Below are 22,724 nucleotides of genomic sequence, written 5' to 3'. Positions count from 1 at the left end.
AGAAAGGGTGGTTTCCCAATCGGACTACGCCTTGGCACGTGCGTGTGGATGGGCATCCAGAGCGATGCTCGCTATGATCGGCGCGCGCGCCGGAGGATTTTTGTTCCAAACCTGCCGAATGCCGAGAAGGCGTCGTTGATGACCGCGTAGGCACGATAGTTGATGCGCTGTATCACGGGTCTCTCCCGCGTCAGGTAATCAACTTTTACAAAGCCCATGTTAAAGGGCCTGGAGGGCGGATTTTTGCCCCGAAATCCCTGTTTGAGTCGTTGAAATGACGATGTGGTCGCCGGCAGGCCGCCAAGGTCATCCAGCACCAACTGCACGATTGAACCACCCGAAGAATCCTTGGTCTCCTTCCATCGATTGACCGAGGCAATTGCCAGCGGATTGTCTCGAAACAGCTCGCGCTTGATAAAGGGCACTGAACCGTCGGCCAGCATTGCATCCCACAAAAGATGGCTTGCGTTGAACGGGGTATGGGCCTGAATTGCAGACTTTCCCGGATCATAGGCCGCATGGGCGCGAAATTGTGTGAGACAATAATTGCCGAATCCGACCTCGTACCGAGCGATAATTTCGACTTTAGATAGATCCGCCATATTGGAGTTCATCAACCCCTTGAAAAACGGGGCTTCATAAACTTTTGGCGTCAGTAGCAGAAACCAACTCTGGAGGTGGGGGCTTATCTCCCAGTTTATGATCGCGCCATAAACATCTGCAGGCGTGCGGGTCAGGTCTTCGAGCCAGTCTGACAATGGCCTCAGAGGTCCGTAAACGCTGTCGTTGCACAGGAGCAGGTATTCCTTGGGTTTGATATGCTGATATTTCTTGTAAGCAGCCTGCCAACTGCCCCAGTCCAGACCCATATTTTCCCGCACGATCAAGTCATCGCACTGGCTTTGTAAATCTTTTCTCGCCTCGTCTGACAAACGCGCGGCCGAAATCACGACGATGGCAAAACCGCAGCTTCGGAGTTCAGCCAGGTATTTGCGGACATGAAGCTTGATTTCACCATGCGCGTTGAAGTGTGCAAAGAAACACACGCGTGCAGATTCCAGGACCTTCTGGCTGCTGTCAGCTGTCACCAAGCACGCAGTCCCATTCGGCAACTCCCGAACCAGTATCGCCTCTCCTCCCCCTTTCGATCTTGACGTGATCCAAGGACATCAGGCGACCGGAATAATTTTTTCATCACAAATTTCTCTCTCGCTGTAGTGATATCGACGACCGCCTTCAACCCATCGCAGTCATTGTCTGCAGGTGCGCGGGTGGTATGGCGCGCAGGAAACAGTCGCTGCGACTAGCGAACTGGCGACCGGTGCCGCACATTGCGCAGCGCCGACGCTGCCTGAGTGCACCTAACCTGAAGTTGTAGAGAAGCGGCCTGGTTGACACATCGGACGGCTTTTCTGCTATTGCGGCTAGGCAGACCAACCGGACCCACCGCATGACAAACATCGCCCTTACTGGCCTTGCCCGCGACCTTGCACGCCGCGCCGATGAAGGCCGGCCTGTTAGAATCGGCGTTATCGGTTCGGGCGAGATGGGCACCGATCTGGTGACGCAGGGCATGTTGATGCGCGGCATCCGGATTGTCGCGATTTCAACGCGGCGGCCGCACACAGCGCGCGTTGCTATCCGTATCGCCTATGGCGACGAGGCAATGGCCTGCGAGGCGGAGACGGCCTCTCAGGTGACGTCCTGTATCGAGGCGGGGAAAATCGCCATAACGTCGAATGACTTGCTGGTGACGAACCCGCTGGTCGACGTGGTGATCGATGCTACCGGCAAGCCCGGCGTTGCCGCTCATTTCGACTTGATGGCCATGGAGCATGGCAAGCATCTCGTAATGATGAACGTCGAGGCAGACGTCACCATCGGCGCCTATATGCGCAGTGAAGCAGAGCGGCTGGGCGTAATCTATTCGGTCGGCGCCGGCGACGAACCGTCGAGTTGCATGGAATTGATCGAGTTTGTCACTGCGCTTGGCTTCGATATCGTGTCTGCCGGCAAGGGCAAGAACAACCCGCTCAACCATGACGCGGTGCCGGATGATTATCGGGCCGAAGCGGAACGGCGCAATATGAACCCGCGCATGCTGGTCGAGTTCATTGACGGGTCGAAAACCATGGTGGAGATGGCGGCGATTGCCAACGCCACGGGGCTGGTGCCAGACGTTCCAGGCATGCATGGGCCGAAGGCTGACCGCGAGGCGCTCGTCAAAGTGCTGATCCCGCGCGAGGATGGCGGCGTGCTGCACAAGAAAGGCGTGGTCGATTATACGGTCGGCAAGGGCGTCGCACCCGGCGTATTTGTTATCGTCGAGGCAAAGCATCCGCGCATCATCGAGAGACTGGATGATCTGCATGTCGGCACCGGACCCTATTACAGCTTTTTCCGCCCCTATCACCTGACCTCGCTGGAAGTGCCGCTGACGGCAGCGCGGATCATGCTCTATGGCAAGGCGGATATGGTGCCGCTCCCGAAGCCGGTTGCTGAAGTGTGCGCGGTTGCCAAACGTGACCTTGCCGCAGGTGAGATTTTCGATGCCATCGGCGAGACGTGCTACCGTTCCTGGACGATGACCGTGGCTGATGCACAGGTGCAGAATGCTGTTCCGGTCGGCCTACTGGAAGGCGGACGGGTGCTAAAACCTGTGCGGAAGGGCGCGTTGCTCACCACCGACAATGCCGCACCAGACGCGAGCACGCGGCTTTATCAGGTTCGGCTATTGCAGGATGCAATGTTGTCGTCTGGCTGACGGTATGGCTATCAGCGGCTGTTGATCCACGTTGCAATGCGGTTGGCTGCTTCCTCCACCTGATCGAGGTCGCGATGGAAGCACAACCTCAGGAAACCCTCCCCCGCCTCGCCGAAAGCCGTCCCCGGCGCCAGCCCGACATTGGCGTGATCCACAATATCGAAGGCCGCCTGCCGGGAATTCGTCAAACCATCGATGGCAAAGAACAGGTAAAAGGCGCCCGGCGGAACCGTAAGGCGCACCTTTCCGGTGGCGAGCAGGATGCGGCAGACGATGTCTCGAGCCCTTTGGGCCCGCTCGATCTGGTTCGCCAGAAACGTATCGCCCTCGTCAAGTGCAGCCACGGCACCGCGCTGGATGAACTGCGCCACACCAGAGTTCGAATACTCCACAAGATTCGCAAAAGGTTGCTGAAGTCCCGGATGCGTGCGCATCCAGCCGACGCGCCATCCGGTCATGGCCCAGTTTTTTGAGAACGTATTGACGAACAGGATTTTGTCCTCCGGCTCCATGATGTCCATGAAGGAGGGAGCGCGCGTGCCGCCAAAGTGAAACAGCGCATAGATCTCATCGGCGATGATCCACAGATCATGGCGACGGGCGAGGTCGAGGATCGCCTGCAACGTCTCCCTGTCGGCCGTCCAGCCAGTAGGGTTGGAGGGTGAGTTTATAAAGATGGCGCGGGTTTTTGGCGTAACCGAAACTTCCAGGCGCTCCACATCGCAGGTCCAACCATTGCCCGTCAGGCTAAGGGGAACTGCTACCGGATCGATTCCCGCGACAATGGAAGCGCCGCGAAAGTTTGGCCAGGCGGGCGAGAGATAGAGCACTTCGTCGCCTAGACCAGCGGTCGCTTGTAGCGCCAACGAGATGGCATGCATGCCGCCGCCAGTTACGATGAACTCGTCTGGCGAAAAGCTGCGCCCAAAATGGCGCGTGTGAAAGCGGGCCAAAGCTTCGCGCAGTTCGGGTAGGCCGCACTGCCATGTGTAGAAGGTTTCGCCGCCGGCAAGCGCCCTGTTTGCCACGTCGGAGATGAATGCCGGTGTCGGCAGATCGCCTTCGCCTGCCCAAAGCGGAATGAGGCCCGGCCTCCCGCGGCCGTAGTTGACCACGGCAGAGATTCCACTCTCGGGAGCGAGCTGTGCTTCAGTTCGCAGTTTTTCAATAATGTTCATTGGAAGCCTGTCAGAGAATCTCGATCGGCCACCGGTATCCGGTTTCGGTGCGCGCGAATACGAAAAACCCTGGCCGAGATCGACCAGGGTTTTGGTCCAGCAAGATTGTCTGGCGTTAGCGGTTGGCCGGCTTGCGATCCAAAGCTTTGGCAGGAGGCGCCTTTGCAGGTACCGCGGCCTTGGCCGAAGCGGCAGGCTTTGCCAGGAGGTCGCGGATCTCGGTGAGCAGGGCGACATCGGCAGGCGGTGCAGACGGCACTAATGGTGTCTCATTGGCAACCAGGCGTCGGCGCATGGTGTTAACGCCCTTGACCATCAGGAAGATAATCCAGGCGAGGATCAGGAAGTTGATCGCCACGGTGATAAAACTGCCATAGGCGAAAACCGCGCCTTGTGTTTTTGCCTGCTCGAGCGTTTCGGCTGTCACCGAGGATGAGAGCGGCAGGAAATAGTTGTTGAAGTCGAGGCCGCCGAAAATGGCCCCGACGACTGGCATGATGATATCCTTGACAAGTGAATCGACGATCTTGCCAAAGGCGGCACCGATGATGACACCGACCGCAAGGTCCATCACGTTGCCTTTGGAGATAAATTCCTGGAATTCTTTCAGCATTGATTGCTCCCTCAAATGCAATTGCCGCATCACGGCCCGATGGGACTTGAAGCTTCAAATCCTGCGAATCGTCTAACATATCGCGATCCCGTCGTCTGCGTTGCGGGTCACGCAAAAACTGCACGCCTATGGACCCGCATTCCCGGCTATGGTTACGTGCCCTGAAAGGGAGGGGCAGACGTGCAAGGCTGGATCGTCGTCATCATTGCGATAGCCTATGTGACGCTTCTATTTGGCATTGCGAGCTTCGGCGACCGCTGGGCCAACAGCCGCGGCCCGGGCAAGCCGCGACCCTATATTTATTCGCTCAGCCTGGCGATCTATTGCACGTCATGGACGTTCTTCGGTTCGGTCGGGTTGGCTTCTGAGCGCGGGATCGAGTTCATCGCGATTTATATCGGGCCGGTACTGGTCTTCGTGTTTGGCTTTCCGCTCCTGCGCCGCATCGTCAGGCTGGCCAAGGCCGAGAAAATCACTTCGATCGCTGACTTTCTGGGTGCTCGCTATGGCAAAAGTTTTGGTGTTGGCCTGATTGCCACGCTGATCGCAATTGTCGGGGCCGTGCCTTATATCGCGCTGCAGCTGAAGGCGATTTCGGGTTCAGTCAGCCTGATGGTGGAACACTATAACGGCGCGCCGCCTTCGTTCGATCCGTTCGTCAGCGATATATCGCTGATCGTGGCGATGCTGCTGGCGCTGTTTGCGGTTCTGTTTGGTACCCGACACGCCGACGCGACGGAGCATCAGGACGGGTTGATCCTCGCCGTTGCAGTAGAGTCAGTCGTCAAGCTTGCTGCCTTTATGATGGTCGGCCTGCTGGTAACCTTTTTCATGTTTGGCAACCCGGCAGAGCTTGTCGGCATGCTGGCCGCCAGCGACAGGGTGGACGCGGCGCTTGCACACCGCACCTCGCTTGGGACCTGGCTGGTGATGACAGGGCTTTCTGGCTTCGCCATCATTATGCTGCCGCGCCAGTTTTACGTGATGATTGTAGAGAACCGGAACGAGAGTGAACTTCGCAAGGCGACCTGGGTGTTTCCGCTCTATCTGGTGCTAATCAACCTCTTCGTGTTGCCGATAGCGCTTGCCGGCGCTGCCATAGTCGGTGACCGGACAAGTGCCGACCTCTATGTCCTTTCGCTGCCTCTGTTTGCCGGGCATGATTTTTTGGCGATGACTGCCTTTATTGGCGGTCTGTCGGCTGCCACCGCCATGGTTATCGTGGCCAGCGTCGCGCTGTCGATCATGATCTCCAACGATCTGGTGATCCCGCTTTTCGTTCGCCGGCTGCTGGCAAACCAGGGACGTGAAACAGAAGACTGGTCAACGCTGATCCTCAACATCCGGCGCGCCGCCATCTTTATTATTTTGTTCGTGGCCTTCCTCTACTACCGCGAGAGCACCAACAATGCGCGGCTGGCTTCCATCGGACTGATGTCGTTTGCGGCCATTGCGCAGCTTGCGCCGGCGTTTCTGGGGGGGCTTATCTGGCGCGGTGCCAATGCGCGCGGCGCTATCCTTGGCATGGGTGCCGGCATCGCTGTTTGGGCTTATACGCTGTTGCTCCCCTCACTGGCTGCGCCGAATACCGATATTCTGGTGCATGGATTGTTCGGGCTGGGTGCGCTGCGACCACAGGCGCTGTTTGGCACCATCGCTGAGCCGTTGAACCACGGCGTGATGTGGAGCCTCTCCATCAACGCCGTGTTTTTCGCCCTGGGCTCGCTGTCGCGGGCTTCGGTGCCACTGGAGCGAATCCAAGCAGCGATTTTCGTGCCGCCTGACACCAGCCCGATGCCGAGCCTGAGGCGGTTTCGGACGGCAGTCACCATCAACGACCTGAAGGACACGCTGTCACGCTATCTGGGCGTGGAACGTACCGAGCGTTCGTTCCAGAGTTTTCAGGAGCAAGAGGGCGACGTGCTAGGCGGTTCGATGCCGGCCAGCATGGCAGTGATCCGCTTTTCGGAGCAGTTGCTGGCCAGCGCTGTCGGCTCGTCGTCGGCGCGGCTTATTCTGTCGCTGTTGTTCAAGCGCCATGACAGTGCATCAAAGGATGCGTTTCGCTTGCTCGACGATGCCACTGAGGCGCTGCAGCATAATCGCGACCTGTTGCAGATCGCGCTCGACCAGATGGAGCAAGGCATCACCGTGTTTGACCGCGACTTCCGGCTTACCTGCTGGAACCGGCAATACCGGGTGCTGTTTGACCTGCCCGACAGCATGGGCCAGATCGGCGTCTCGCTGGATCGGATATTGCGGCATTTGACTGACCGCGAAGAGATTGCGCCTGAAAGCCGAGTGGCGACGATCAATCGATTTGCGCAGTTCGGCAGCCCTTGGCAGATGGAGCTGAAAGCCAGCGGCAGAATTCTGGAATTGCGCACCAACCCGATGCCCGATGGCGGGATTGTTGCTACCTATGCCGATATCACCCAGCGCGTGGAAGCTGACCTGGCGCTCAAGCGCGCCAATGAAACGCTGGAGCAACGGGTAGAACGTCGAACAGCCGAGCTGATGCAAGTCAACGAAGAACTGGCGCAGGCGCAAATGCTTGCCGAAGAGGCCAATCTTGGGAAGACGCGCTTCCTTGCCGCTGCCGGGCACGACATTTTGCAGCCACTCAATGCCGCGCGGCTCTACTGCTCGTCCCTGATTGAGCGCGCGGGAAAGGCTGGCGTGACCGATGCTGCGACCAGCATCGAGTCCTCGCTGGAATCAGTCGAGACGATACTCGGTGCAGTGCTCGATATCTCGCGGCTTGATGCGGGGGCCATGAAGCCGGAGGAGACTGCCTTCCGGCTGGATGAATTGCTGCGCCAGATCTGCACCGACTTTCTGCCGCTCGCGGCGGCCAAAAATTTGGAGCTGGTGATCGTTCCGTCATCGTTGACCGTTCATACCGACCGCAATTTGTTTCGCCGGCTGGTACAGAACCTGGTTTCGAACGCGATCAAATATACCCGCACGGGAAAGGTTCTGATCGGGGTGCGGCGGCGCGGGGCGCTGGCGGAATTGCAGGTTTTCGACACCGGCATCGGTATTGCTGACGATGAGGTCAGCACCGTGTTTCGTGAATTCATTCGGCTCGATGACGGCGTGAGAGAAGCGCAGGGATTGGGGTTGGGACTGTCGATCGTAGACCGTATAGCGCGCGTACTCAGGCTGGAAATCCAGATCCAGTCGCGCCGCCACAATGGCACGCGTTTCTCGGTGATGGTACCAGTTGCGGAAGCGATGGAGATGGCGCAGCCAAAGCCCCGTCGCGGCACCGTACCGTTGACTGCGGCCCTCGACGGCGTGTCCGTGCTGTGCATCGACAATGACCTGCGCATCCTCGACGGGATGCGTCTCCTGCTGGAGGGGTGGGGATGCACGGTGTACACCGCTCTCGGCTCGAAGGAGCCCGGCATCCTGGCTGGAGTTCGGTACGATATTATCCTCGCGGACTACCACCTGAACGGCGAGAACGGTCTCGATGTTGTTGCAGCGATCCGCAAGGCGACCGGAACAGACGTCCCGGCGGTTTTGTTGACCGCCGACCGCTCAAGCGAGGTCCGTGCTGCCGCCGATGCCATCGATGTTCCGGTGATTAACAAGCCGATCAAACCGGCGGCGTTGCGCGCTGCCGTGACCCGCCTTCTGCGCAGCATCGCTGTTGCTGCTGAATAGACGTTGCCGCTAGCCTGCTGCAGGTTGCGGTTCGATGCCAATCTTCGAAAGTAAAATCACTGCCTGCGTTCGGCTATCGACGCTGAGCTTTTGTAGCACCGCCGAGACGTGCGCCTTGACGGTGGCTTCCGAGACATCAAGCTCATAAGCAATCTGCTTGTTCAGCAGACCCTCCGCCAGCATAGACAAAACGCGGGTTTGCTGAGGCGTCAGCGATTGCAGCTTTTTGATCAGGCTGGAAATTTCGGCATCGTATTCGACGTCGAGATCCACCCCTGACGGCACCGCGATACCGCCTGCCAGCACAGTTTCTACTCCGCGCCTGATGTCGTCCATACTGGCTGACTTAGAGATAAAGCCCGATGCGCCAAGCTCCAGAGCCCGGCGGATAGTTTCCGCATCATCATGGCCGGAAACCACGATAATGGGCGTGGCGGGATGGATGCCACGCAGGGATACCAGCCCGGACAAACCGCTGGTGCCAGGCATCGAGAGGTCGAGAAGCACGAGATCAAGGTCGTCGTGCGCAGCGATCAACGCCTTTGCGTGGTCGAAGTCGCCGGCTTCAAGAATGTCACCCGTTTGAGAAATGCCAAAGAGCGCCTGTTTCAGCGCGCCGCGAAACAGCGGATGGTCATCCGCAATCAGGAACCTGTAGCTCAACGGTGCCCGGTCCTCCCCTTTTTGCCGTCCCACTTTGATTGACAAGGCGTGGCTGTGGCTGTGCTCCGAATCTTGTTGTCGTCCCGTCGGAGTGCGCGCGCAGTAAAGCGGTGATCCACACCCAACACAAGGCTCATCGCCTGACGCTGACAAACGGTAGAGGAAATCACGTCTTTTGCGGCAAAGCCTCGGGTTCGATCTTGCGCCAGTCCTGATCTAGATCCTTGACGATACCCATGAAGCGGCGGAAAAACTTTTCCATGTAACTGAGGGACTTCTCGAAGCTTTCCTCGCTGGGCAGCGCATCTGGTGCTGTTTTTTCCATGGCTGCGACACGTGTTTCCAAAGCCGTTAGGCGATCCAGCAAGCGCTCGATTTCGTCGTTCAGCGCGGTCCGCTCGTCGGCAGCTACCTTGCAGACCAGTTGGCCGGCCCGCTCTTCACAGATCGACATCGCACCGGTCTTTCGGTCCATGCGGACAAAGCCGGTGGCTGATTTTTCCATCGTGTAGCGATCAACTTCCTGCGCCTGGGCCGCGCCTAGCATCAGGCAGGCGGTAATCAGCGCGGCCGGTATTGGAATGGTTGCATTCCGCATCAAAATTCTCCGTATCGTGATGCCGGGACTTTGGACGCTATTTGCGCCAGAATTGGGGACGGATTGGCGGTGACCCTTTCACGCGGACATCTTTGCGACTAGAGGGAGGCGATGATCAGCACCATCTACAAGATTGCCACGCAATCCCAGTGGCAGGAAGCCGAGGCTGTTGGCCGTTTCACCGGTGCACCGATCGATATCGCTGACGGCTACATCCATTTCTCAACTGCGGCGCAGGCGGCCGAAACGGCACACAAGCATTTTTTCGGGCAGCAAGACCTGCTGCTGGTGGCTGTTGATGTCGCGCGCCTGGGAGATATGCTGAAGTTCGAAGTGTCGCGTGGGGGGGCATTGTTTCCGCATCTATATGAACCGCTGGAGCTGTCAGCCGTTCTGTGGGTGAAGCCGCTGCCAGTTCGCTCGGACGGCCAGCATGAATTTCCGCCACTGGAGGACGCATGAACCTGCTTGAGAAGATCGGGCAACGGGCGCTTTTCCGTCTAGACCCGGAGACTGCGCACGGGCTTTCAATTGCTGCGCTGAAGTCGCGCTTGCCTGTCTGCGGGCAGGCTCCTGCAAGCGACCGACTGAAAGTCAAGCTTTGCGGACTTGCCTTCCCCAACCCGCTCGGCATGGCTGCTGGATACGACAAGAACGGTGAAGTGCCGGATGCACTGTTGCGGCTGGGGTTCGGCTTTTCAGAAGTAGGCACGGTCACGCCGCTGGCGCAGGCGGGCAACGCGAAGCCGCGCATCTTCCGGTTGCGCGGGGACGAGGCGGTGATCAATCGGCTCGGCTTCAACAATGAAGGGCACGAGCGTCTGTTCCAACGGATGAAGGCACGGGAAGGCTATCCGGGTATCGTCGGCATCAACATCGGCGCCAACAAGGACAGCACCGACCGTTTCGCCGATTATGAGCTAGGTGTGCGTCGCTTTGCGGCCCTTGCCGGCTATCTGACCGTCAACATTTCTTCGCCCAACACGCCGGGCCTGCGCTCGATGCAGGTGCGCGAGAGCCTGGCCGAATTGCTGACGCGGGTGATGGCGGCACGCGGCGCGCTGTCCGGTCGTGCCAAAACGGTGCCGGTATTCTTGAAGGTCGCCCCGGACCTCAACGATGCGGAGCTTGCCGACATCGCTGCCGAAGTTGCCGACAAACGCATCGAAGGTGTCATCGTCTCCAACACCACGCTTTCGCGCAGCGGGTTGACCGACCGGGTGCACCATGGCGAGACCGGCGGCCTGTCGGGCAAGCCGCTTTTTGTACGCTCCACTGCTGTTTTAGCGCGAATGCGCAAACTGCTTGGCGACAAGACGGTGCTTGTCGGCGTTGGAGGGGTCGATACGGCAGAAACCGCTCTCGAAAAAATCCGTGCCGGGGCCGATCTCGTGCAGCTTTATACCGGAATGATCTATGCCGGGCCCTCGCTACCAGGCAAGATCGTCGCCGGGATGCTTAGCTATGCGGAGGCCGAGGGGTTGAAGCATGTGCGCGACATCCGCGACAGCCGGGTCGAGCATTGGGCCGGCCAGCCAATCTAATTGACGCCGGCGCTCAGCGCAGACGTTCGCCAAACGTTTCGCGCGCGCGACGTGGCACCATTGCCAGCAGGCTGATGCCGCGCACGATAAGAAACACATGAAGTGCTGCCCACAGGCCGTGATTTCCAAAGGCTCCGCCAAGCCAAATGAGAGCCGCGAGGAAGGCGACGAAGGACAATACCATCATGTTGCGCATATCGCGTGACCAGGTAGCACCGATGAAAATGCCGTCCATCTGGAAGGCCAACACGCCGGTGAGAGCCGTGAACGCGGCCCATGGCAAATAGCGCGCTGCTTCGGCCTGGACGTCCTGCGCGGTGGTTATGACGGCGATCAAACCTCCGCCGAAGGTGAGCAGAGCCACACAGGCGAAGGCTGATATCGCAAATCCCCATATCGAGCTCAACCGCACGCCGCGGTCGAAAGCCGGGCGGTAACGCGCGCCGACTGCGCGACCGGCCAACTGCTCGGCTGCGGTGGCAAACCCGTCGAGGAAATAGCCCGCAATCAGGAAAAAGTGCATCAGCACAGCGTTAGCGGCCAATGTCAGCGTGCCAAGTTGCGCGCCCTGGCGGGTAAACAGGGTGAACGCCGCGACAAGGATAAAAGAACGGATCAAAATATCCCCGTTGAGGAGAAGCATTCGCTTCAAAGCTGCGGCGCTGAAGACTTCGTGGACTGTGAACCGTGGCATGGGCCGAAAGCGCCGCCAGATCATTGCGGCGCCAATCACAGCGGCGAAAATCTCGCCGCAAACCGTTCCCCACGCGACCCCCTCCACGGCCCAGCCGAGATGAAGGCCAAACCATATCGACAGGGCGATGTTGGCGCCGTTGAGGATCATCTGCAGCAACAGTCCAGTGCCAGCCTCGCCGCGGCCCAGGAAATAACCTAGGATCGCGTAGTTGAGGAGCGAGGCTGGTGCCGACAGCAGGCGGATGCGGATATAAATGTCCATCGCCTCGGTGACTTTCGGTCCGGCGTCCATGATCCAGACGCCAATCATCGCGACCAGAGGCGCCAGCAGCGCCAGCACAGCGCCGGAAATCAGAGCAATCGCTGCCGCGCGCAGGAAGACTGCGCGTTCTTCGAGCGGGTTCTCCTCACCGTAAGCCTGCGAGACAAGCCCGGTGGTGCCGGAACGAAGGAAGTTGAAAGAGGTGAAAACGACATCAAAAATGATGGCGCCAGCGGCCAAACCGCCCAACAGAGCCGCGTCGCCGAACTGGCCGACGACGCCGGTGTCCACCACACCAAGCAGCGGGGTCGTGATGTAGGCAAGCGTCATCGGTACCGCGATGGCCAACACCACACGGTTGTTCACTTCAAACGGGCGCGACGGCCTGACCTGATCCAAGCGGGCATCCTCTGCTGACCCGCTGCCCAAGCATGCCACACGAGATCAGGCAAGATGCACCTGTCTGCAATCTGCAAACCAGAGGGGTTGGCGGGCCCGGTCAGACCCGCCCCGCCCCTGGGCCTATGCAGCAACGCTGCAACCGCAGCCGCTTTTGCCTACTGCCTTGGCGTCGGCATCCGCAACGCAGCATGCTTCGATTTCAGCCGGAGCCGGACCTCCGCAACAGCCGCCTGATATGCTGCTCGCCAGCGAGGGCGGAACAGTGCACACGCCGGTCTGCGGCAGTTCCAGTTGCACATTGTCAGCGGCAACCATATCCCCGGCCAGAGCAGCGGCGATCGAACGCACCTGTTCGTAGCCGGTCAAAAGCAGGAAGGTTGGTGCCCGGCCATAGCTCTTGATCCCTACAGTGTAAAAACCTGGCTCGGGATGGCTAAGTTCGCGGTGGCCGTGTGGCGGCACGTCTCCACAGGAATGTTCGTTGGGATCGATCAGGGGACCGAGCGCCTTGACACTTTCCAGCAGAGGATCAAGGTCGAGGCGTAATTCGCGCGTCAATGAAAGATCTGGGCGCTGGCCGGTAGCGGCAATAATGCGGTCGACAGGGCCTACGGTCTGCATCCCCTGCGCCGTCTGCCCCGAGATCATTAAGCGACCGTCCTGTTTGACGATTTCTGTTACCGCAAAGCCGGAAACAAGTTTTGCCTTGCCGCCTTCGACCAGATCTCTGATTTCGGAACCAAGTTCGCCACGCGCGGGCAGCGCATCTGCGCCACCACCGCCAAAGACGCGATCCAGATTGGTGCTGCGAGTCAGCCAGATAACATGCGTATCGGGCTCGGTTTTTCCAAGCGCTACAAGATCAAGCAAAGCATTGGCAGCTGAATGGCCAGCCCCTGCAACCAGTGTCGTGCGCCCGGCATACAGCGCTCGATCTCGGACCAGAACATCGGGGATGCCATAGGCTATCCGCTCGCCCAGGGCGAGCTCACCCTCAGCGGGAAGTCCGCTGGCACCAAGTGGATTGGGCGTGCGCCAGGTGCCTGAGGCATCGATGACTGCGCGGGCGCTGTCTCTGCGGGTTCCCTTGGCTGTCTCAACCACCAGCATGAAAGGCTTTTCGGCTCGGCCTTTTGTGACAACCTTGTCTGCGCCCCAACGCGAAACGGCAGCAACGCGTGCACCGGTTTCAATCGCGGAGGCTAGAGCGGGAAGCGCGGCGAGCGACGCGAGATATTGGGCGACCAGTTCATCAGCTGTGGGAAACTTCTCAGGGTCGGGCATCTGCCAGCCGGTGGCTTCGAGCAACTGCCGCGCCGTGCTGTCGACGCAATAGCGCCACGGCGTGAAAACGCGCACATGACCCCAGTCACGCAGGCTCGCGCCGGCACCATCTCCTGCCTCATAGAGTTTGACCGGGATGCCACGCTTTATCAGATGCGCAGCAGCCGCCAGGCCCACTGGTCCGCCGCCGATGATTGCAACGGGATGGTTTTCGTTCAGTGTATCACGCATGTTTCTGTCCTTCTAGAATTATCGAATAATTTGTCAAAAAAACGCTCACGCCACGGACTCCGCCGGCACTGTCTCACAACCGGAATCAGCGCAGCATTCATCGGCCAGAAAGCCGATCAGTTCGTTCATCACCGCGTAATGAGCCCGGCAGATCAGGGTCGTTGCCTGACGCTCCTGAGTGACCAGGCCAACTTCTATCAGCCGGTGGAGATGATGCGAGAGCGTCGAGGCTGCGATGCCGAGATCTTCCTGCAGGGCACCCACCGGCCGGCCGGCATCACCTGCACGCACCAGCATGCGGTAAAGACTGAGCCGCGTCGGGTTGCCCAACGCTTCCATGCGTTTTGCTGCTTTTTCGAGTTTCATGGAAATATGAGTAGGCGCCATGGGCGCTCTCGTCAAGCTTATTTCTAGTTCTATCGAAATATAGACCGGAGGCTCTACCCTGCCGACGCGCGCCCGGCATTGATGACCTCTCCGTCTTCCTTGGTAAAAGGGCCAAGGTTCGGGTTGGGCAGCACGTCTAGCACGGCTTCTGATGGACGGGCGAGAACGACGCCCTTGGGTGTCTCGACAATCGGGCGGTTGATGAGGATCGGGTGGGCAAGCATGGCGTCGAGAATGTGTGCGTCGCTGAGGTCCGGGTTATCCAGCCCCAGTTCGGCATAGGGCGTGCCCTTCTGGCGCAAAAGAGCGCGCGGCGGCATGTTCATGGCGGCGAGCAGCGCGATGAGTTTTTCGTGCGTTGGCGGGGTTTTCAAATATTCGATGATTTGAGGCTCTTCGCCCGATTGGCGGATCATGGCCAGCGCGTTGCGCGAGGTGGCGCAGTCGGGATTGTGGTAGATCGTGATGGTCATAGGGTCGCTTCCTTCGGCACGATGCCGCGTGGCTTTGCAAACATCCAGCTCGCGAGCGCGACAGCCAGCGCCGCACCTGCCAGTTCGGCAATGATGAAGGCCGGCACGTCGAGCGGTCGGATGCCAGCAAAAGTGTTGGACAGCGCGCGTGCGATTGCAACAGCAGGATTGGCGAACGATGTGGACGCCGTGAACCAGTAGGCGGCCGTGATATAGAGGCCAACCAGCCATGGGACGGCATCCGCGCGCGCACGGATGCCGGCGAGGATGGTGAAGACAAGGCCGAACGTGGCGACAATTTCGGCCAGCCATTGGGCCGAACCACTGCGCACGGTCTGCGACAGCTGGAAGATAGGCAGCTCGAACATGACGTGGGCGACGAGGGTGCCGAAAACACCGCCGGCTATCTGGGCGGCGACGTAGGCGGCGGCCCAGGGGGCGGTGAGATCGCGGCGCAAGGCAAAGACCAGTGTGACCGCCGGATTGAAATGGGCGCCGGAAATCGGTGCCAGAATGGTAATCAGCACCACGAGAATGGCACCGGTGGGCAATGTGTTGCCAAGCAGGGCCAGCGCGACATCATCGGTCAGCCTATCGGCCATGATGCCCGAGCCGACGACCGTCGCGACCAGTATTGCGGTGCCCAAAAGTTCGGCGATCAGCCGCCGCGAAAGCCTCACATCCATGGATCAGCTTGCCTTCGGCTGCGCGCGACCGATTTCGTCGAGGCGTCTTTGCAGGGAAAGCTTGTCGACCATTGTCATGGGCAGGTTGATGAAGATCGAAATCCGGTTGTTCCGCAGGCGGTAGGTTTCGGCAAAGGCGAGGTGCAACGGGCCACTCATGTTGATACTCCCCCTCAGAAGTTGGTGATACTCGTCAGCACTTGCAGGTTACGGCTTGGATCACCGGCTGGCAGAGTTCGGGCGCGCCGCCGCAGCAATCTTCCATCAGATAGGCAAGCAGGTCACGAAAGCCTGTCATCTCGACCGTGTAACGGATCACCCTTCCCTCGCGCTCGGCGCGCACGAGACCCGCCTGATCGAGCACCTTGAGGTGGGCCGACATCGTGTTCTGGATTGCATCGAGCTCGGCGGCGATGGTGCCGGCCCGCAAGCCCGCCTCGCCTGCGCGCACCAGAAGCCGAAACACTTCGAGGCGAGTGTCCTGACCAAGTGCTGCAAGCGCCGCCAGAGCTGATTTCTTGTCCATATATCTATAAATCCAGAATTAAGGGTTTTTACTGTTTCGTTGTGACAGTTTGATGACGCCGCGCGCGTGCGACGCGCCGACGCGGTCTGTTCAAATCAACGCCGGGCGCTACAACAGTTTCATGGCACTCACGATTGTCCACCATCCTGACTACGACGCAAAATTGCCTCCCACACATCGCTTCCCAATGAGCAAATATTCGCTCCTGATGGAGGCGCTTGGTGCGCGTGGTCTGACTGCCGGAGCCATCGAGGTTCCGGCGCCTGCGAAACCCGGCTGGCTGCATCTGGCGCATGAGGCCGGCTATGTGGGGCAGGTGCTGGCATGCGCTGTGCCGCATGCGATCGAGCGCGAGATCGGCTTTCCGGTTGATCAGCGGGTTTCAATGAGGGCACAGCTTGCAACGGCAGGCACGGTGCTCGCAGCGCACCATGCGCTTGGACTCGGCATTGCCTGCAACGCAGCTGGCGGGAGCCACCATGCGAGGCGCGCACAAGGTGCCGGGTTTTGTACCTTTAACGATGTCGGCGTCGCAGCGCTTCTGCTTCTGCGCGAGAAGCTGGTAGAGCGGGTGCTTGTGGTTGATCTCGACGTCCATCAGGGCGATGGCACTGCCGATATTTTTACCGGCGACCCGCGGGTCTTCACTTTGTCGCTGCATGGTGAGCGCAATTACCCGGTGCGCAAAATCGCCTCCAGCCTTGATATCGGGCTGCCGGACGGCACCGGCGACGAGGCTTATCTGGAGGCACTACTGGCGGCCTTACCGATCGTCGCTGGCAAGGCGATGCCCGATCTGGTGTTCTACAATGCCGGCGTTGATCCCCACCACGCCGACCGGCTTGGCCGCATGAAGCTGAGCGATGCGGGACTGCGCGCGCGCGACCGCCACGTGATATCTTATTTTCGCGAACGCAATATCCCGCTTTGCGGGGTGATCGGCGGTGGCTATTCGCTGGATATTCCAGCACTCGCCGCCCGCCACGCGATCCTGTTCGAAACCGCTGCGGAATTTGCGTGATCAGCGCTTGTAGCTGAACAGCCTGAGAATAAGGAAAGCCGGAACCACGATGGCCGCACCAAGCAGGAAATAGCCAAGAAAACGGTCGACCGCGCTAAAGCCCATGCGCCAGAGATCAACGAAGAAATCGCGGATCTGGTAGAGCACATCGAAGGGTGACCATCCAAAGGCGCTCATGACAATGCCGACGAGGAACGACACGACAATCAGCTTCAGCAGCACACGCAGCGGGCTGTCGCCCAGAAATCGTGCCATTCCCGACATGTCGGCCATCCTCGCGTTAATTTCTGCCGGGAGATACGCAATCGCGCGCAGCCTATCAACCTAAAATGGCGCGACGCTCGAAGCTTTGCGATTGCGAAGCCATGAGAACGCGTGATAACCAGAATACTGCGCGGGTATGATGTAATGGTAGCTTGTCAGCTTCCCAAGCTGATCGCGCGGGTTCGATTCCCGCTACCCGCTCCACCTGCTTGTCCAGCCACAGTGTTGGGACATTTAGCAAGTGCCTGAAAACTCTAAATAATCGTGCCATTGACCTTGATCAGGCATCATGCCGGCTAATCATGTCCAGTTACAGCCGGAATTTTTTGCTTGTGTTTCTACGGATTCAATAATGCCCGAACGGGTTGATACCGCAATGCCGCGCACCGACAATACCGTGAGAACCGCTAAGCCGGGCGACGCTGACACAGCGAGAATTCGCAACTCCTCATCATGAGTACCCAGACGCGCCATGTTCGACCGGAAACCTGCAACGGTCCATATGATGGAAGGTTATGTGATGGTCTCTCCACCGTCGATGACGAGTACTTGGCCAGTCATGTAGGAGGAGCGGTCGGACACGAGGAACAGAATGGGTTCGGCAATCTCCGACACGCCGGCCCATCGACCCATAGGTACCTTTCCGGCAATATAAGCTTCGATCGCTTCCCTGCCGCCCATCTGAGCTATGAACGGATCGTTGAAGGGGGTATCGACCCAGCCGGGGCAGAGCGCGTTAACGCGAACGCCATGACGGGCGAAGTCGCCGGCCATCTGCCGGGTCATGGCGATGACCGCGTGCTTGGTGGTTGTGTAAGCGATCATCTCGCGGTCGTAGAGCACGCCCGAACTGGACGAGGTGTTTAAGATGACACCGCGTCCCGCCTTGCGCATCACTGGCATGACGAAGCGCGCGGCCATGAAATGCGCACGCACGTTGAGGCCCCAGGAGCGATCGAATCCGGAAACCTCGACCTGCTCCAGGTTGCCCGCAACCTGAGCGCCGGCATGGTTGTGAAGGATATCGATGCGACCGTGGCGCTGGGCGATGGAGGCGATGCCACTCTGGAGTGCGCCGTCATCGGTGACGTCGAGCACCAGCGCCTCTGCGCTGCCGCCGAGCTCACGGATACGGGCGGCGGCTTGTTCTGCCCTTCCAGCATCCTTGTCGGCAAGCACGACATGCGCGCCTTCACGCGCCATAATGGCGGCTCCGGCTTCGCCGATCCCCGATCCGGCTCCGGTAACGATTGCAACGCGGTCTTGAAGGATCATGGTTTCCTGCACGTCAGTTTGCCGTTTTCTTGTCGCGCATCAGAAACCGCGCCACGAGTATCAGCACCAGCGATGCCAAAAGAACCATGGTGGCCACGGCGTTGATCTCTGGCGTGACGCCGCGCCGGATCGAGGCGAAGATGTAGATCGGTAGCGTGGTGTTCGATCCGGCAACGAAGAAGGCGATGATAAAATCGTCGAAGGAAAAAGTGAAAGCGAGCAGAAAACCAGCAAGGATCGAGGGACGTATCTGCGGCAGAACAATCTGGCGGAAGGTCGTCAGCGGTGTGGCGTAGAGGTCGTTCGACGCTTCGACAATGTCACGGCCAAGGGTGGCGATGCGCGCCTTCACGATCATCGTCACAAGCGCCATGGTGAAAAGCCCGTGCGCGGCGATGATAGACCCGAAGCCGAGGCCGAGCTTTGGAGGAGTCGCGGTTGGCCAAATAGCTGCCAGTGCCGGGTTGAGGACGGAAAACACCTGGACGAGGGCTACCAGCGTGGCAATGCCGATGACGACGCCAGGCACGACGATGGCGGCAGCAAACAGCCCGTCGAAGACAGCCCGCGCCCGTCCGCCAAGACGTTCCATTCCGATCGCCGCCATGGTGCCGAAGATGGCAGCCAATGCGGCGCTGGTGAAGGCGATGATGAGGCTGGTCTTCAGCGCTTCCATCAGGAAAGTGTTGGACAGCGCCTTGCCGTACCACTGTGTCGAGAAGCCGACGAACTCGCTGGCGCTGCGGCCTGAGTTGAACGAAAACAGCACCACCAGCGCGATGGGTGCATAGAGGAACAGATAAACTGCCGTAACCAGCGCGCGCATCAGACGAGATCCACCTGTCTTGTGCCGGCGAAACGCCAGGCGATGCGCATGGTGACCAGCAGCACGATCACCACCACGACCACCAGCGTGACGGCGATGGCCGAACCGAAGGGCCAGTTGCGCGATTGCAGGAACAGGTCGACCAGCGCATTGCCGATGAAGAACACCTTGCCGCCGCCAAGAAGCTGCGGAATGAGGTATTCGCCAAGCAGCAGAATCGTCACCAGTGCCACCCCGGTCATCACGCCCGGCAAGGAAAGCGGAAGGGTGATGCTGAAGAAAGTGGAAATCGGTTTGGCGCCGAGGTCGGCGGATGCTTCCAGCAGCCTGCGGTCGAGCTTTTCGAGGCTGACATAGATCGGCAGGATCATCAGCGGCAGATAGCCGTAGATGATGCCCAGCAGCACCGCGCCCGGTGTATTGAGCAGGCGTACATTTTCGATGCCGAGCAGTTCGAGCACATGCGGGATGCCGCGCGCGCCGAGCAGGTACATCCATGCGTAGGTGCGCACCAGCATGCTGGTCCAGAACGGCACGACGACCAGCGAGACCAGCAACAGGCGATGCCTTGGATTGACCTTTACTGCCAAGTAATAGGCGAGTGGATAGGCGATCAGCAGGCAGGCAGCCGCACCGATGGGGGCGAGCGTGAGCGTGTTCATGAAGGCGGTGGCGCGCGCACCGAGATTGGCGAATTGCTCGAAGGTGAAGCCCGGCTGATAGCCGCCCTCTGGTGCGCGTTCACCCACCGAAAACACGACGATGGCGATGAACGGCAAAACGAGGAAGACGAAAAGCCAGACTGCCGCCGGCCCTATTAAGGCCGCCGTCACCATCTTCCGTTTCGTTGCCGCGGCCAGAGCCATCAGATTTTAACCAATTATTTTGCGGTGATACGTCTTGGCGGCGGCGGCTTTTATGCCGCCCACCGCATGTCGATCCTTCAACACTCTCGACATCGTATGCCGAAGATGCCGACCTTCTAATCGCCGGCTTATGCCGATTTGAAGCGCGCCATCAATTCGGCGCGGCCCGGATCGGTCAGGGTCACTGCCGCTCCGAATTCCAGCGGGCTCAAGGCCGCCTCTTCAGGATAGACGATTTTGTTCGAGATGATTTCCTGCGGCAGCAGCGACATGACGCGGCTGTCGGTGGTCGGTGCGCCATTGGCAATGTGCTCCTTCATGGCGTTGGCCGGATCCATCAGATAGTTCAGCAGCGCGTAGCCGGCCGGCTTGTTCGGGGCCGACTTCGGGATGGCGTAGAAATCGGTCCAGATCTCGCCCCCGTCCGTGCCGAGCACGAAGTCGATCTCGGGCATATCGGCATGCAACTGCGCACCGTCATTGGTCCAGCACATGGTCAGCCAGGCGTCGGTGGAACGCATCGAAGGCTGGTAGTCGCTGTTGATGGCGAAGAGATGCGGCTTGACCTTGATCAGCAGTTCCTCGGCCTTGGCCAGTTCCTCGGGCATGACCGAGTTGAAGGAGAAGCCGAGTGATACAAGCGCGTTGCCGATGGTGGTGAGCTGGTAGTCGTGCACCATGGTGCGGCCGTCCGCCTCCGTCTGGGCGATCTCGAAGAACTCCTTCCAACTGGTGATCGGTGACTTGATCTTGCCGGTGTTAACGGCAAGGCCCGTGGTGCCCCAGTTCTTCGGCAGCGCATAAGGCTTCCCCTCGATTTCGCCCTGGCTGGTGAAGCGGGTATTTTGCGTGGCGGGGTTGAAATTCGGAACCTTCGCCAGCTCCAGTTCGTCGATCAAGCCGAGCTTCTGATAGGTCGAGATTGTGTAGTTGGTCGGCACGAACAGTGACCAGCCGGTGGCGCCCGCCTGCAGCTTGGCCAGCATTTCCTCGTTCGATCCGAAGACGTTGACCTCGACGGCGACGCCGGTGGCGGCCTTGAAATTCTCGAAGGTCGCCGGGTCGTGGTAGTTCGGCCATGTAGCGATGGACATCTGGGTGCCGAGGTCTTCGGCGGCAAAGGCCGGCGTTGACAGCGTGCCGCGGGACAGCACAGCAGTCGCCAGCCCAAGGCCCGTGATACCGAAGAAATGGCGGCGGCTGATCGAGCCGCGCTTCAGGCGCATCAATTCATGCATGAAGTTATCGGCAGTGATCGGAAGATTTTCCTTGTGATTCTTGGTCATGGTCGTGTTCCCTTGTTTTGTTATTATTCAGTCAATTGAACGCCGGAAAACGTGAGTTGCTGCCGGATCGAAGACCAGCGCCACCTTCTCGCCCGGCTCGATGAGATCGCTGTCGGTCATAGTCTTACGGTCGGCGGTGACCAGCAGGTCGCCGAGGCCCGATACCGCGACCGAATATTCAGCGCTCGAGCCAAGAAAAATGCGGTGGGTGACGACGCCGCCGAGACCACCCGCAATGGCCGGCGCGCGCTCCAACCGGATCGCCTCCGGTCGCAGCGCCACAATGATGGGGCCAGGCATCACGCCATCTCTGGGCGAAATGGCGAAAGCGCTGCCGTCGCCCAACCGCACCGTCTGGCCGTCCTGCTCCAGCGTGGCGTCGATGCGATTGGTCTTGCCTACGAAATCGGCAACAAACAGCTCGCTGGGACGATCGTAGATTTCCTGCGGGCGTCCGATCTGGCGTATGGAACCGGCGCTCATGACACAGACGAAGTCACTCATCGACAGCGCCTCTTCCTGATCGTGGGTGACCAGCACGAAGGTGATGCCGAGATCACGTTGCAGCGTCTGCAACTCGATCTGCATGGCGGAGCGCAGCTTCTTGTCGAGCGCCGCCAGCGGTTCGTCGAGCAGCAGCACCGAGGGGCGGTTGACGATTGCGCGCGCAAGCGCCACGCGCTGCTGCTGGCCGCCTGACATTTCATGGATGCGCCGCTGGCCGAAACCGCTCAGCCGTACCATTTCCAGCGCCTCGCCGGCGCGGCGTGAAATCTCGGCAGCGGCAATTTTCGGCCGCATCTGTCTCAAGCCGTAGGCGACGTTCTGCTCGACGTTGAAATGCGGAAACAGAGCATATTGTTGAAACACCATGTTGACCGGCCGCCGGTAGGCGGGCACGCCGTTCATCATACTCCCGTTGATCAGCACATCGCCGCTGGTCGGTTGTTCGAAGCCGCCGATCATGCGCAGGCAGGTCGTCTTGCCGCAGCCGGAAGGCCCGAGTAGCGCCATGAAGGCGCCCTTGGGAACATTGAGATTGATATCGGAAACCGCAGTTACCGCGCCGTAGCTCTTGGTCACCGACCGGAACTCGATGTCATGCGTCGAAGCCGATGCCACGCCTGTTCCCCGCAATGAGCCTGAACCTGCGGCCCGTGTTTGCCCTGCCACCATGATAGGTAGAAAGCTAGAGGGAAAGCCAGCG

At 59.6% G+C, this 22,724-nt stretch carries 21 protein-coding genes, 1 tRNA gene and 2 pseudogenes; 6 read left to right on the top strand and 18 right to left on the bottom strand.

The features are described 5' to 3' along the window. Nucleotides 1–71 precede the first annotated feature (71 nt). Nucleotides 72–1,088, bottom strand: a complete 1,017-nt coding sequence (locus GA830_RS08435) for a rhamnan synthesis F family protein (RefSeq protein ID WP_195164587.1) — start codon at nt 1,086–1,088, stop codon at nt 72–74. Between the two features lie 362 nt (nt 1,089–1,450). Between GA830_RS08435 and GA830_RS08430 the strand changes: the two genes are divergently transcribed. After that, the gene (locus GA830_RS08430) at nt 1,451–2,764 is read left to right on the top strand and encodes an NAD(P)H-dependent oxidoreductase (RefSeq protein WP_195164586.1); all 1,314 of its coding nucleotides are present in this window, start codon (nt 1,451–1,453) and stop codon (nt 2,762–2,764) included. Nucleotides 2,765–2,775: 11 nt separating this feature from the next. Here the strand turns inward: GA830_RS08430 and GA830_RS08425 are convergent, their stop codons facing one another. Further along, nucleotides 2,776–3,942 carry a pyridoxal phosphate-dependent aminotransferase gene (locus GA830_RS08425; protein WP_195164585.1) on the bottom strand — a complete coding sequence of 389 codons (1,167 nt, stop codon included), beginning with the start codon at nt 3,940–3,942 and terminating at the stop codon, nt 2,776–2,778. Between the two features lie 196 nt (nt 3,943–4,138). Then, a pseudogene (gene mscL / locus GA830_RS08420) lies at nt 4,139–4,555 on the bottom strand (large conductance mechanosensitive channel protein MscL); the annotation flags it as partial. Between the two features lie 180 nt (nt 4,556–4,735). On the opposite strand from mscL, the gene GA830_RS08415 reads away from it, so the two are divergent. Further along, the gene (locus tag GA830_RS08415; protein ID WP_195164583.1) at nt 4,736–8,227 is read left to right on the top strand and encodes a hybrid sensor histidine kinase/response regulator; all 3,492 of its coding nucleotides are present in this window, start codon (nt 4,736–4,738) and stop codon (nt 8,225–8,227) included. Nucleotides 8,228–8,236: 9 nt separating this feature from the next. On the opposite strand, the gene GA830_RS08410 is transcribed toward GA830_RS08415, so the two are convergent. Together GA830_RS08410 and GA830_RS08405 are read right to left on the bottom strand one after the other, a co-directional pair. Next, nucleotides 8,237–8,890 (bottom strand): response regulator transcription factor, encoded by a 654-nt coding sequence (locus tag GA830_RS08410; protein WP_195164582.1) that lies wholly within the window; start codon nt 8,888–8,890, stop codon nt 8,237–8,239. Between the two features lie 166 nt (nt 8,891–9,056). Further along, the gene (locus GA830_RS08405) at nt 9,057–9,488 is read right to left on the bottom strand and encodes a hypothetical protein (protein ID WP_195164581.1); all 432 of its coding nucleotides are present in this window, start codon (nt 9,486–9,488) and stop codon (nt 9,057–9,059) included. Nucleotides 9,489–9,599: 111 nt separating this feature from the next. On the opposite strand from GA830_RS08405, the gene GA830_RS08400 reads away from it, so the two are divergent. Together GA830_RS08400 and GA830_RS08395 are read left to right on the top strand one after the other, a co-directional pair. After that, the gene (locus tag GA830_RS08400) at nt 9,600–9,950 is read left to right on the top strand and encodes a DUF952 domain-containing protein (protein ID WP_195164580.1); all 351 of its coding nucleotides are present in this window, start codon (nt 9,600–9,602) and stop codon (nt 9,948–9,950) included. Next, entirely contained in the window at nt 9,947–11,032 is a 1,086-nt protein-coding gene (locus tag GA830_RS08395) for a quinone-dependent dihydroorotate dehydrogenase (protein ID WP_195164579.1), read from the top strand. The genes GA830_RS08400 and GA830_RS08395 overlap by 4 nt, the downstream gene beginning before the upstream one ends. A gap of 13 nt (nt 11,033–11,045) precedes the next feature. Here the strand turns inward: GA830_RS08395 and GA830_RS08390 are convergent, their stop codons facing one another. The 7 genes and pseudogenes from GA830_RS08390 to GA830_RS08360 form a co-directional block, all read right to left on the bottom strand. After that, entirely contained in the window at nt 11,046–12,389 is a 1,344-nt protein-coding gene (locus GA830_RS08390) for an MATE family efflux transporter (protein ID WP_258045612.1), read from the bottom strand. Between the two features lie 123 nt (nt 12,390–12,512). Continuing rightward, complete coding sequence (locus tag GA830_RS08385) at nt 12,513–13,907, bottom strand: FAD-dependent oxidoreductase (protein WP_195164578.1); 1,395 nt, start codon at nt 13,905–13,907, stop codon at nt 12,513–12,515. Nucleotides 13,908–13,952: 45 nt separating this feature from the next. Continuing rightward, the gene (locus tag GA830_RS08380) at nt 13,953–14,273 is read right to left on the bottom strand and encodes an ArsR/SmtB family transcription factor (RefSeq protein ID WP_195164852.1); all 321 of its coding nucleotides are present in this window, start codon (nt 14,271–14,273) and stop codon (nt 13,953–13,955) included. Between the two features lie 74 nt (nt 14,274–14,347). Further along, nucleotides 14,348–14,767, bottom strand: coding sequence for an arsenate reductase (glutaredoxin) (gene arsC / locus GA830_RS08375; RefSeq protein WP_195164577.1), 420 nt, complete (start codon nt 14,765–14,767; stop codon nt 14,348–14,350). Further along, the gene (locus GA830_RS08370; protein ID WP_195164576.1) at nt 14,764–15,453 is read right to left on the bottom strand and encodes an aquaporin; all 690 of its coding nucleotides are present in this window, start codon (nt 15,451–15,453) and stop codon (nt 14,764–14,766) included. Before GA830_RS08370 ends, arsC begins: the two co-directional genes overlap by 4 nt. Nucleotides 15,454–15,456: 3 nt before the next feature. Continuing rightward, a pseudogene (locus GA830_RS08365) lies at nt 15,457–15,597 on the bottom strand (arsenate reductase ArsC); the annotation flags it as partial. A gap of 49 nt (nt 15,598–15,646) precedes the next feature. Beyond that, entirely contained in the window at nt 15,647–15,979 is a 333-nt protein-coding gene (locus GA830_RS08360; RefSeq protein WP_195164575.1) for an ArsR/SmtB family transcription factor, read from the bottom strand. 121 nt (nt 15,980–16,100) lie between these two features. On the opposite strand from GA830_RS08360, the gene GA830_RS08355 reads away from it, so the two are divergent. After that, nucleotides 16,101–17,000 carry a histone deacetylase family protein gene (locus GA830_RS08355; RefSeq protein WP_195164851.1) on the top strand — a complete coding sequence of 300 codons (900 nt, stop codon included), beginning with the start codon at nt 16,101–16,103 and terminating at the stop codon, nt 16,998–17,000. Here GA830_RS08355 and GA830_RS08350 read toward each other — a convergent pair whose 3' ends face one another. Further along, on the bottom strand, nt 17,001–17,264 hold the full coding sequence (locus tag GA830_RS08350; protein ID WP_374939301.1) for a DUF6460 domain-containing protein: 264 nt from the start codon (nt 17,262–17,264) through the stop codon (nt 17,001–17,003). A gap of 130 nt (nt 17,265–17,394) precedes the next feature. Between GA830_RS08350 and GA830_RS08345 the strand changes: the two genes are divergently transcribed. Further along, nucleotides 17,395–17,468, top strand: a tRNA-Gly gene (locus GA830_RS08345). A gap of 309 nt (nt 17,469–17,777) precedes the next feature. On the opposite strand, the gene GA830_RS08340 is transcribed toward GA830_RS08345, so the two are convergent. The 5 genes from GA830_RS08340 to GA830_RS08320 all read right to left on the bottom strand — a co-directional run bounded on the left by GA830_RS08340 (nt 17,778) and on the right by GA830_RS08320 (nt 22,693). Then, nucleotides 17,778–18,539: an SDR family NAD(P)-dependent oxidoreductase gene (locus GA830_RS08340; protein ID WP_195164573.1), complete on the bottom strand. Its 762-nt coding sequence runs from the start codon at nt 18,537–18,539 to the stop codon at nt 17,778–17,780. A 13-nt stretch (nt 18,540–18,552) separates the two neighbouring features. Beyond that, on the bottom strand, nt 18,553–19,365 hold the full coding sequence (locus tag GA830_RS08335) for an ABC transporter permease (protein WP_195164572.1): 813 nt from the start codon (nt 19,363–19,365) through the stop codon (nt 18,553–18,555). Then, a complete protein-coding gene (locus tag GA830_RS08330) occupies nt 19,365–20,231 on the bottom strand; it encodes an ABC transporter permease (protein ID WP_195164571.1) in 867 nt (288 codons plus the stop codon). Before GA830_RS08330 ends, GA830_RS08335 begins: the two co-directional genes overlap by 1 nt. Before the next feature lie 128 nt (nt 20,232–20,359). Further along, nucleotides 20,360–21,517, bottom strand: a complete 1,158-nt coding sequence (locus GA830_RS08325) for an ABC transporter substrate-binding protein (protein WP_195164570.1) — start codon at nt 21,515–21,517, stop codon at nt 20,360–20,362. A gap of 27 nt (nt 21,518–21,544) precedes the next feature. Further along, entirely contained in the window at nt 21,545–22,693 is a 1,149-nt protein-coding gene (locus GA830_RS08320; RefSeq protein ID WP_195164569.1) for an ABC transporter ATP-binding protein, read from the bottom strand. Between the last annotated feature and the right edge of the window lie 31 nt (nt 22,694–22,724).

The organism is Mesorhizobium sp. NBSH29 (assembly GCF_015500055.1).
Lineage (GTDB): Bacteria > Pseudomonadota > Alphaproteobacteria > Rhizobiales > Rhizobiaceae > Neomesorhizobium.
Note: the sequence above shows the minus strand (reverse complement) of the source record. Positions and strands in the feature narration are given on the sequence as shown.

What these genes read in the sequence shown, in the direction of transcription:
- GA830_RS08430 (WP_195164586.1), top strand. Translation starts at nt 1,451, where the DNA reads ATGACAAACATCGCCCTTACTGGCCTTGCCCGCGACCTTGCACGCCGC.
- GA830_RS08425 (WP_195164585.1), bottom strand. Translation starts at nt 3,942, where the DNA reads ATGAACATTATTGAAAAACTGCGAACTGAAGCACAGCTCGCTCCCGAG.
- GA830_RS08405 (WP_195164581.1), bottom strand. Translation starts at nt 9,488, where the DNA reads ATGCGGAATGCAACCATTCCAATACCGGCCGCGCTGATTACCGCCTGC.
- GA830_RS08400 (WP_195164580.1), top strand. Translation starts at nt 9,600, where the DNA reads ATGATCAGCACCATCTACAAGATTGCCACGCAATCCCAGTGGCAGGAA.
- GA830_RS08395 (WP_195164579.1), top strand. Translation starts at nt 9,947, where the DNA reads ATGAACCTGCTTGAGAAGATCGGGCAACGGGCGCTTTTCCGTCTAGAC.
- GA830_RS08385 (WP_195164578.1), bottom strand. Translation starts at nt 13,907, where the DNA reads ATGCGTGATACACTGAACGAAAACCATCCCGTTGCAATCATCGGCGGC.
- GA830_RS08380 (WP_195164852.1), bottom strand. Translation starts at nt 14,273, where the DNA reads ATGAAACTCGAAAAAGCAGCAAAACGCATGGAAGCGTTGGGCAACCCG.
- arsC (WP_195164577.1), bottom strand. Translation starts at nt 14,767, where the DNA reads ATGACCATCACGATCTACCACAATCCCGACTGCGCCACCTCGCGCAAC.
- GA830_RS08370 (WP_195164576.1), bottom strand. Translation starts at nt 15,453, where the DNA reads ATGGATGTGAGGCTTTCGCGGCGGCTGATCGCCGAACTTTTGGGCACC.
- GA830_RS08360 (WP_195164575.1), bottom strand. Translation starts at nt 15,979, where the DNA reads ATGGACAAGAAATCAGCTCTGGCGGCGCTTGCAGCACTTGGTCAGGAC.
- GA830_RS08355 (WP_195164851.1), top strand. Translation starts at nt 16,101, where the DNA reads ATGGCACTCACGATTGTCCACCATCCTGACTACGACGCAAAATTGCCT.
- GA830_RS08350 (WP_374939301.1), bottom strand. Translation starts at nt 17,264, where the DNA reads ATGTCGGGAATGGCACGATTTCTGGGCGACAGCCCGCTGCGTGTGCTG.
- GA830_RS08340 (WP_195164573.1), bottom strand. Translation starts at nt 18,539, where the DNA reads ATGATCCTTCAAGACCGCGTTGCAATCGTTACCGGAGCCGGATCGGGG.
- GA830_RS08335 (WP_195164572.1), bottom strand. Translation starts at nt 19,365, where the DNA reads ATGCGCGCGCTGGTTACGGCAGTTTATCTGTTCCTCTATGCACCCATC.
- GA830_RS08330 (WP_195164571.1), bottom strand. Translation starts at nt 20,231, where the DNA reads ATGGCTCTGGCCGCGGCAACGAAACGGAAGATGGTGACGGCGGCCTTA.
- GA830_RS08325 (WP_195164570.1), bottom strand. Translation starts at nt 21,517, where the DNA reads ATGACCAAGAATCACAAGGAAAATCTTCCGATCACTGCCGATAACTTC.
- GA830_RS08320 (WP_195164569.1), bottom strand. Translation starts at nt 22,693, where the DNA reads ATGGTGGCAGGGCAAACACGGGCCGCAGGTTCAGGCTCATTGCGGGGA.